The 8826-nt window shown below is 43.7% G+C and carries 12 protein-coding genes; 9 read left to right on the top strand and 3 right to left on the bottom strand.

From position 1 onward, the window contains the following. The first annotated feature begins 13 nt into the window (after window positions 1–13). The 3 genes from BLR88_RS20595 (at window position 14) to BLR88_RS19680 (ending at window position 1092) form a co-directional block, all read left to right on the top strand. Window positions 14–175 carry a helix-turn-helix domain-containing protein gene (locus BLR88_RS20595; protein WP_409359910.1) on the top strand — a complete coding sequence of 54 codons (162 nt, stop codon included), beginning with the start codon at window positions 14–16 and terminating at the stop codon, window positions 173–175. Further along, on the top strand, window positions 175–696 hold the full coding sequence (locus BLR88_RS15400; RefSeq protein WP_091261100.1) for an IS630 family transposase: 522 nt from the start codon (window positions 175–177) through the stop codon (window positions 694–696). The genes BLR88_RS20595 and BLR88_RS15400 overlap by 1 nt, the downstream gene beginning before the upstream one ends. 189 nt (window positions 697–885) lie before the next feature. Beyond that, complete coding sequence (locus tag BLR88_RS19680) at window positions 886–1092, top strand: DUF4368 domain-containing protein (protein WP_175493651.1); 207 nt, start codon at window positions 886–888, stop codon at window positions 1090–1092. Between the two features lie 329 nt (window positions 1093–1421). On the opposite strand, the gene rlmD is transcribed toward BLR88_RS19680, so the two are convergent. Further along, complete coding sequence (rlmD, locus tag BLR88_RS15390) at window positions 1422–2813, bottom strand: 23S rRNA (uracil(1939)-C(5))-methyltransferase RlmD (protein WP_091261098.1); 1392 nt, start codon at window positions 2811–2813, stop codon at window positions 1422–1424. A gap of 214 nt (window positions 2814–3027) precedes the next feature. On the opposite strand from rlmD, the gene BLR88_RS15385 reads away from it, so the two are divergent. From BLR88_RS15385 to bacA, 5 genes are all read left to right on the top strand, one after another. Further along, window positions 3028–3396 carry a hypothetical protein gene (locus BLR88_RS15385; RefSeq protein WP_057899862.1) on the top strand — a complete coding sequence of 123 codons (369 nt, stop codon included), beginning with the start codon at window positions 3028–3030 and terminating at the stop codon, window positions 3394–3396. 52 nt (window positions 3397–3448) lie between these two features. Continuing rightward, window positions 3449–3634 carry a YlaF family protein gene (locus BLR88_RS15380; RefSeq protein ID WP_057899863.1) on the top strand — a complete coding sequence of 62 codons (186 nt, stop codon included), beginning with the start codon at window positions 3449–3451 and terminating at the stop codon, window positions 3632–3634. 166 nt (window positions 3635–3800) lie between these two features. Then, window positions 3801–4814, top strand: a complete 1014-nt coding sequence (locus BLR88_RS15375) for a cation diffusion facilitator family transporter (RefSeq protein WP_091261097.1) — start codon at window positions 3801–3803, stop codon at window positions 4812–4814. Continuing rightward, window positions 4765–5250: a PaaI family thioesterase gene (locus BLR88_RS15370; RefSeq protein WP_057899865.1), complete on the top strand. Its 486-nt coding sequence runs from the start codon at window positions 4765–4767 to the stop codon at window positions 5248–5250. Before BLR88_RS15375 ends, BLR88_RS15370 begins: the two co-directional genes overlap by 50 nt. A 275-nt stretch (window positions 5251–5525) precedes the next feature. Continuing rightward, entirely contained in the window at window positions 5526–6323 is a 798-nt protein-coding gene (bacA, locus tag BLR88_RS15365) for an undecaprenyl-diphosphate phosphatase (protein WP_057899866.1), read from the top strand. Window positions 6324–6513: 190 nt separating this feature from the next. Here the strand turns inward: bacA and BLR88_RS15360 are convergent, their stop codons facing one another. After that, window positions 6514–6828 carry a rhodanese-like domain-containing protein gene (locus BLR88_RS15360; protein ID WP_057899867.1) on the bottom strand — a complete coding sequence of 105 codons (315 nt, stop codon included), beginning with the start codon at window positions 6826–6828 and terminating at the stop codon, window positions 6514–6516. 238 nt (window positions 6829–7066) lie between these two features. Here BLR88_RS15360 and BLR88_RS15355 point away from each other — a divergent pair, with 238 nt between their 5' ends. Beyond that, window positions 7067–7291 (top strand): DUF1128 domain-containing protein, encoded by a 225-nt coding sequence (locus BLR88_RS15355; RefSeq protein WP_057900430.1) that lies wholly within the window; start codon window positions 7067–7069, stop codon window positions 7289–7291. 80 nt (window positions 7292–7371) lie between these two features. Here BLR88_RS15355 and BLR88_RS15350 read toward each other — a convergent pair whose 3' ends face one another. Further along, entirely contained in the window at window positions 7372–8712 is a 1341-nt protein-coding gene (locus BLR88_RS15350) for a sodium-dependent transporter (RefSeq protein WP_057899868.1), read from the bottom strand. Between the last annotated feature and the right edge of the window lie 114 nt (window positions 8713–8826).

Genomic DNA, 8826 nt, shown 5'->3' with positions numbered 1-8826 from the left:
GCTTCAAAAATGGATCGAAGAACGGTTTTCTGTTACGATGTCACGTTCCGGTATCGCGGATATGCTTCATCGCTTAGGATTGCGTTGGAAGCGTACAACGTATGTATTGGCAAAAGCAAACAAAGAGAAACAGCAGGCGTTTGTACACCAGGTAGAGATGATAAAAAAAACGTAATGGACGAAAATACGGTACTGCTTGCACAAGACGAGACCCATGTTCACTCGTATCAAGCCCTTCGGGCTACATGGTCTCCGAAAGGAGAACAGAAGCAGATTCCAACATACGGTCATCACGCTCAGGTGACTTTATTCGGAACCGTAGATACGCAAACCGGCGACATATTCTGTACAACGGCAGATTCCTGTAATGCTGCTTCTTTTCTGGAATTCTTGAAGAAAGTGATGAAGCGCTATGCCAACAAGAAGGTCATTATGATCATCGATAATGCTCGTATTCATCATGCCAAACTCCTTCGTCCTTTTCTAAAAGAGCATCATCAGAGACTCTACTTATTGTTTTTGCCGCCGTATTCACCCAATCTAAATCCAATTGAAAAGCTTTGGCGCTGGCTTAAAGATAGTGTCATTTCAAACATGTTTCACAAAAATCAATCGGAGATTGAACAGGCGGTTCAGCGATTTTTAGACTTTACACAATCTTGTCCAGAACAAGCACTACGTCGTATTGGCTGTTAAACTGTCAATTGGAATGTATATAAATATTCAAAAGCTGGTTATCAAAAGAAAATCGATAAGATTAACAAACAGATTGATGTTCTAAAAAATCGAAAAAGAAAATACATCAACCTGTTAGCTGATGGAATCATTACCCATGAGGAATATCAAGATAGTATTGAAGCAAATAACAAAGAACTAACTGAATTAATGGAAAAGAAAAATCAACTTCTTTCATTACTGGAAAGTGAAGATGTGATTGAAACCATTGAAAAACTAAAACAAGAATTACTTCACTTTCTCAACTTCGATGAATTGACATCAGAAATTCTGCATCGGCTTATTAATCGGATTGAGGTAAAAGAGGACGGTACGCCGATTATTCATTATCGGTTTGCCGCCCCGAAAATTAAATAGAAGCAGGAAATTATTAATTTTTTCCTGCTTCTTTTTTTTGTCCAGAATAAATAAACTCTTGCCAAAAAAACGCCCTCCAACCCGCATTCTTCCGTCGCCTGTATAAATAAACTCTTGCTACAAATCCCGCTTTTTTCGATTTTTTATTCCCGTTTTTTCTGTCAGGACTTTATTTTTTTCGAAATAATGTTTTGATAAGGAATAAGGGGAAAGGGCTTGATATTACTGGTTTTTTCCCTTGTCCCTCTATCCTTTTCCCGTGCCAAAAGCAAGACTTTATTTCGATTTTGTCAGGAGTTTATTTGGAATAGCAAAAGTTTATTTATTGGCTACATTTTTAGAATTAACTTCGAGACACACTCCACATGCGCCGTATGTGGAAACATATCCACTGGCTGTACCCATTCCAGCTTGTACTCTTTTAATAAATCAGCTATGTTTTTGGCCAGGGTCGACGGATTGCACGATACATAGACAAAACGCTTCGGCTTTGCTTTCAGTATGGCGTCTAAAAGCGCTTTGTCACAGCCAACGCGCGGCGGATCAACGACAATTACATCCGGACGTTCTCCCCGCTTGACCCACTGTGGCAGCAATTTCTCCGCTTGTCCAACATAAAATTCCGCGTTCGTAATCCCGCTCTTTTCCGCGTTCCGCTTCGCATCTGCCACCGCTTCCGGAATCACCTCAATACCGCGCACCTTTCGCGCATCCGGGGCCAACCAGAGAGCAATCGTGCCCACACCGCAGTACGCATCTACTACAAGCTCCGAGCCAGTCAAACCGGCTGCTTCTTTCACAGCATTGTACAATTTCACAGTCTGGGACGGATTCAATTGGAAGAACGCACGCGGTGACAGCGAGAACTTTACATTCCCCAGCGACTCGTCAATCGCCTCTTTTCCCCAGAGCGTAATCGTCTTGTCGCCAAAAATTAGGGGAGTCTTCCGCTTATTAATATTCTGGCTAATGCTTGTCAACCGTGGCAAACGCATCCTGAGCTCCGCAATCAGTTCCTTTGTGCGGGGCAACTTATCTTCTGCCGTCACAAGAATAAGCTGTTGCTCGCCAGTCTCAAAGCCAACGCGCGCCACAATCGTCCGGACAACTCCAGTTCGCTTTCGCTCGTTATATACTGGAATATTCAACTTTTCAAGCGCTTCACGGGCTGCGGAAATCATACGATTCGTTTCCGGATGTTGAATCGGGCAATCACCAATATCAACAAGTCGATGGCTATCCGCCGCATACAATCCCATAATGACTTTTCCATCCCTCATCCCGGCCTGCAACTGCGCCTTGTTTCGGTAGTTCCATGGCTCGTCCATGCCCAGAATCGGACGAAGCGGCAATTCTTTCATCTCCGTATACCGCTCAAACGCGCCGCGCACCATATCTTCTTTTGCTTTTAATTGTCCTTCATACGTCATATGCTGCAGCTGGCAACCACCACATTCGTCATATACCGGACAGAATGGCGTCTGGCGAAGTTCTGATGTTTGTTTGATTTTTTTTATTTTTCCTTCCGCGTAGGAAGATTGTACTTTCGTAATGCTTGCCTCCACGACTTCCCCAGGCAAGGCGCCGGGCACAAATACCGCTTTTTTCTTATAATAACCAATACCTTCTCCGTTAATCCCAATCCGCTTTATTGTTAAAAGTATTTCCCGGCCAACATCCAGTTCTGCACCGTCTGTTTGCTTCCTTTTTTTCGTTTTCATGCAAAAACTCATCCTTTTTCAATTATATATGCAATTGTATAGTACATTATATCCGCCTAAAAGGTTTAATCCAAACTCCATACTCCCAAGACAAAATTAAAACGCCATGTCTGTTATACGTATCCAGGGATTTCTTCCTGAACTTACTACAATCTTTTCATGCATAAATCTGATACAATGGTTAGGACAAAGAATAGTATCTGGGGGAATTCATATGGCGACTTCAACAGCCATCGCTTCGTTGGAGACACTTGTTACCATTCATCGGAGCGACGACCCCGATGAAATTTACAAACAACTCGTTTCCAACTTCAAGCGTGTTCCGCACTTCGGCTGGATTGGCGTCTATATTCAGGAGGGAGCAAATATGATGTTGAAAGCTGCTTCCAATGAATTGGCTCCTGTGTCGCTCGCCCACCAATCCATCATGCAAATTCCCATTCGCGGAGAAAAAAGGGTGCTGGGAAAAATTATGGTCATAACTAACCCTTCCCAGCCGGTTGATGAATCTGATTATGCGGCGCTTGCCAAAACTGGAGAAGAGCTCGGAAAAAAATTATCAACGCTTAACCTCTTAATCTAATTAAGACTTCCTCTTTCTTATGTAGTATAATCTTCCTTGAGGTGAAAAGCGAATGACCAAACATCAAAAACAGTCGCTTCTGCTGGCGGTTTTGGCCGTCATATGCTTTATAGGAGTCGGAATTTCAGTCGGAGAACGAAGCGCTCTGATGGCAGGCGTTTTCTTTATAGCTGCTATCTTTATTATTGGCTTCGGCTTTATGTTAAAAAGCAAGCGCCGGAAAAATGGAACTCTATAACGGGCAACGGCCCGCCGTTCGCAGACTGCGAATGGCGGGCCATTTACTTTCCACTATCCTCTCTATACTAAACGAAATACACAAATAAGCAAATATTCAAAAGAATACTTGAATTTAATTTTGGGAAGCATATACTGAAAATACCAAAAATATAGGAGGATTCTTTATGGGCGGACACCATGATCATGGGCACTCCTACCACGGACACGGCCATCACCACCACGACGGAAATGCCAATCATACGTCATTGTTTCTTGCTTTCATTCTAATTACCGGCTTTATGATTGTCGAGTTTTTCGGCGGCCTCCTCAGCAACAGCCTTGCACTTATTTCCGATGCCGGGCATATGCTAAGCGACGCTGCTTCCCTATTTTTAAGTCTATTCGCTATGCGTCTCGCCACCAAGCCAACCACCGCGACAAAAACATACGGCTATAAACGGACGGAAATTCTGGCCGCTTTGCTAAATGGTATCACACTTATCATTATCTCCTTATACATCTTTATCGAAGCGTACGATCGCCTATTCTCGCCACAACCAGTCGCCAGCATCAGCATGATGACGATTGCTGCATTCGGTCTTCTCATCAATATTGCCGCGGCTTGGATTTTGATGCGGGGCGGCGATACCTCTAAAAACTTAAATGTACGCAGCGCGTTTCTGCATGTACTCGGCGATATGCTCGGTTCGGTCGGAGCCATCATGGCTGGACTTCTTATCTGGCTATTTGGCTGGACAATTGCCGATCCCATTGCAAGTATAATTGTGGCCGTGCTCATACTAGTGTCCACCTGGCGCATCATCCGCGATTCTGTTAATGTATTAATGGAAGGTGTGCCAGCAGGAATGGATGTAGAAGAAATGCGGTGCGCCGTGCTCGCGCTGGAAGGAGTAGTAGAAGTGCACGATCTGCATGTCTGGACTGTGACATCTGGTTTTCCAGCGCTCAGCTGTCATATTGTCGTGCGCAATCTCGCGCAGGGCGGCGATGTGCTGCGTACCGCCAATCAGATATTCAGGGAAAGGTTTCATATCTCTCATACAACCATTCAAATCGAAGATATGACAATGTGTCAGGAAGAAAACATTTGCGATAAAAAAGGTCAATTGAAGAAAATAGGGGAAGATGATGACAAAGCAAGAAGTAATCAAAGCAATCGAAGGTCTGTCAGAACGTGAACTGAAAGCAATCATCCAAACGTTGAACGCACTTTCTATCATGAAAGAAAATAGGTATCCATTTCTCGGAAATTTCCTTGGTGTAACAGAAGAAAAAAGTGAACAGCCGGACGAATTCGTCTGCTCCATGCCTATTAGCCGGCAAATATTAAATCCGTACCGAATCGTCTATGGCGGAATTACTGCCACGCTGGCAGATATGGCAATGGGATGGATGTTAGAAAAACGAATTTCCGATAAAGACAAGTTCGTGACACTCGAAATGAACGTTCGTTATCATAAGGCAGGAACCGGCAAAAAATTAACGGCAACTGCACGTGTCATTCACCAAGCGCAGGACATCTGGCAGATGGCATGCCATGTGCATAATGACCGCGGCGAACTCATCGTAACAGCTACCGGCACCTTCCTTCAGCTGCGCCGAAATAAAGATTAGTTCTATAGAGTGAAATAAGCCATTTGTCCAAAATAAGCATAGCAAATTCAAGTCTAAATGTTGTAGTGTATATTCCTCAAATGCAAAGTTATACTTTGGGCCTGTTGACGGATTTATAATACACTTCTTTTCTAAGACTCCTCTTATGTACTTATCTTCACATCCCGCAGAAACGCTTATTTTTTGAAAAAAGGTGGTGACTATCCCGCTTCAATTATATAATAATCTCTGTTGAACCATTCAATAAAAATTGGAGAAACATTTGGAGGATACATATGGGAGAATATGTAACAGCTATCATTCTGGGCATTGTGGAGGGACTGACAGAATTTCTGCCGGTATCTTCCACAGGTCACTTAATTTTGACTGAAACCCTACTGGGAGCGACCGAGGAAAAATGGAAAACATTCGCGATTGTTATCCAGCTTGGTTCGATTTGTGCCGTTCTGCTTCTATTCTGGAAGAGAATTTTAGGATTGCTAGGGATCAGCAGAAGACATGCATTAGGTCCACAGCTCAACCTGCTACATATCATTATCGGTATTCTTCCCGCGGGAATTGCCGGGGTTTTGCTGCATGATTTCATTAAAGAAAAGCTGTTTTCTGCCTGGACGGTGCTGCTTAGCCTTATTATCGGAGGCATTTTAATGATCGCAGCGGAAAAGCTTCAGCCTCGCGCGACAGCAAGAACGGTGGATGACATTAGCTACCGGCAGGCTTTCGGCATTGGCTTGTTCCAGTGCTTGGCGTTATGGCCCGGCTTTTCCCGCTCCGGAGCAACCATTGCTGGCGGTATTTTGCTTGGAACAAGCCATAAAGCGGCAGCCGAGTTTACATTCATTCTGGCTATTCCGGTCATGATGGGCGCAACTGGTCTGGATTTGATCAAAAGCTGGGACTACCTGTCCGTCAGCGATTTCGGCTTCTTTGCCACAGGATTTATTACCGCTATGGTAGTGGCGATGCTAGCGATTGTCTCTTTCCTCAAACTGCTGGAAAGAGTCAGTCTTACACCATTTGCCATTTATCGTTTTGCGTTAGCAGTCGTATTTTATTTCTTCATTCTGAAATAGCAAAAACAAAGCGATAACAATCCTGCTATAAAATTAATCAAAAAATGTTTAGACGAAACATCTCTGTAATGTTGACAAATCTCTCCTTCTTCCTGAGGCTTGGTTGCCTTTTTTACTTGAAAGAAAAATTCTTTAAAGGCAGCATCGCCTGAGAAGAAGGGGAGAATATGTCCATAGCCCGGCTTTCTTTTTATTTTAAATACTGTTCAATTTCCGCCATTCCACCTTCGACGTTGATTACATGTTCAAAGCCATTTCCTAGCAAATACTGCGTTACATGCCAGCTGCGCACACCATGTGCGCAAACAATATACATCGTTTCTGTTTTATTCAGTTCTGCAAGACGTTCTGGAACCGTATTCATCGGGACATGATGCGCCTTATCAAGATGACCGGCCTCCCATTCATACGGCTCACGGACATCCATAATGTACGCTTCATCCAATTTTCCCGCTTTATACTGCGCCGCAAATTCTTCGGCTGCAATCGTATGTTTGTCTGCCATGAGATTCCTCTCCCTCACTCAAAATTCATCTTAGCTTTATTATAACCATCACGATTGCAAAGATAAAATTTTATATTTTTAGAAATATCTCTTGTTTTAATAATGGAAAGTTCCCTCAAATAGAATAAAATAGACCCAAGTATAATATTCCCATGACACGAAATATGCAATCAATCACCAAATTTCAAAAGAAACGTGTTACAATCAATAAAATCCGAAGATGGAAAGGATGAAAAAAGTGGATTTATCGAAAAAGTCAACAGAAAATATAGAGTTTATGATTGAAGGGATTAAAAACAAACTGCGGGTTGTTAACGCAGCAGCCATTCGCTCTTCCCATTTTGATGAGGAAAAATATGAAGAACTGCGCGACATTTATGAAATGGTAATGAAAAAAGATTCGTTCAGCATCAGCGAAATGGAGGCCATCGTAAATGAGCTCGGCAGCCTTCGCCGGGCATAAGCGAAAAAATAAGGAGCGAGGGCGGGGGCAACTCCCCTGCCCCTCTTCCTCTCTACATTCTCACTTCTTGCTTCCTGTCTTTATATAATTCCAGTTACATCAAGAAAAACAATGACAATTGCAACCGGGGCCACATAACGAATAAAAAGGAACCACGCAGCGAACCATGTTTCCCCATGGCTCGTGCCTATGCTCAATTCGCGCTTCAATGTTTCTTTCGACATTTTCCACGGCGTAAAAATCGCAATCAATAACGCGCCCAGGGGAAGCATTACATTGCTCACTGCGTAATCCGCAATGTCAAACACCGTCTTCCCAAACCATGTCACATCGCTCATAACACCAAATGACAGCGCGGATGGAATACCTACAAGAAATACAAGGAGCCCGGCGAACACAGCAACTTTCTTCCGTTTTTCTTGCCGGCCTCCTGTCCATGCGGCTACAATGATCTCCAGCATGGAAAAAGCAGACGTCAGCGCCGCAAACAAAAACAACAAAAGAAAAATTACAAAAAATAGTTCGCCAAATGGTATCTTGCTAAATACAGATGGAAGAACAATAAATAAAAGGCCGGGACCTTCCGTCGGTTCAAGTCCGAGCGAGAATACCGCCGGAAAAATCGCCAAGCCGGCTAAAAAAGAAATAAGCACCGTCAAGCTTACAATAGATGTCGCTGATTTCGTCAAGCTCTCCCGTTTTGATAAATATGAACTGTACGTAACCATAACCGAAGCGCCCACAGTTAGTGAGAAAAACGATTGCCCCATCGCATACAGCACAGCTTCCGACGTCAGTTCCGAAAAGTCAGGCTTCAGAAAAAATACAACGCCTTCCCATGCTCCGTCCAGCGTCAACGCACGGATAATCAATGCGATAAACAGCAAAAACAGCGCTGGCATCATATACTTATTCGCTTTCTCAATCCCGTCCTGCACGCCTCGGGCCACCACATATATCACATACAGCAAAAACACGAACTGAGCCCCAACAGTTTCGTACGGATTAGCGATCATTTGCTCAAATAACCGTTCATACGTTACACCGCTTTCCCACAGTTGTCCGCTAACGCCACGCAATAAATACAGCAAAATCCAACCACCGACTACGCTGTAAAATGACAGTACAATAAAGCACGTCAAAACGCCAAGCCGGCCGAGCCACGGCCAGGCTGTTCCAGGAACAAGCGCTTTATACGCACTAACCGCTTCTTTCTGCGTGCTGCGCCCGATAATAAATTCCGCAAGCAATAGCGGCATTCCAATGAATACGGTAAACAGGAGGAATACAACAAAAAATGCGCCGCCTCCTCCCGTTCCGGTCATATAAGGAAACTTCCAGATGGCGCCGAGACCGATTGCCGAACCGGCAGCCGCCAGAATAAACCCGAGTCTCGATGTCCATTGCGTATGTTTACTCATTCTGCTCTCTCCTCTTCTCCTCTAAACTGTACCCATCACTTTGATATTTCTCCTATCTCGGATAAGTATTTTACTAAAAAACTAAAACATTATATATATATATGTTATCTATCA

The organism is Aneurinibacillus thermoaerophilus, assembly GCF_900099925.1.
Taxonomy (GTDB): Bacteria; Bacillota; Bacilli; order Aneurinibacillales; family Aneurinibacillaceae; genus Aneurinibacillus; species Aneurinibacillus thermoaerophilus.
Note: the sequence above shows the minus strand (reverse complement) of the source record. Positions and strands in the feature narration are given on the sequence as shown.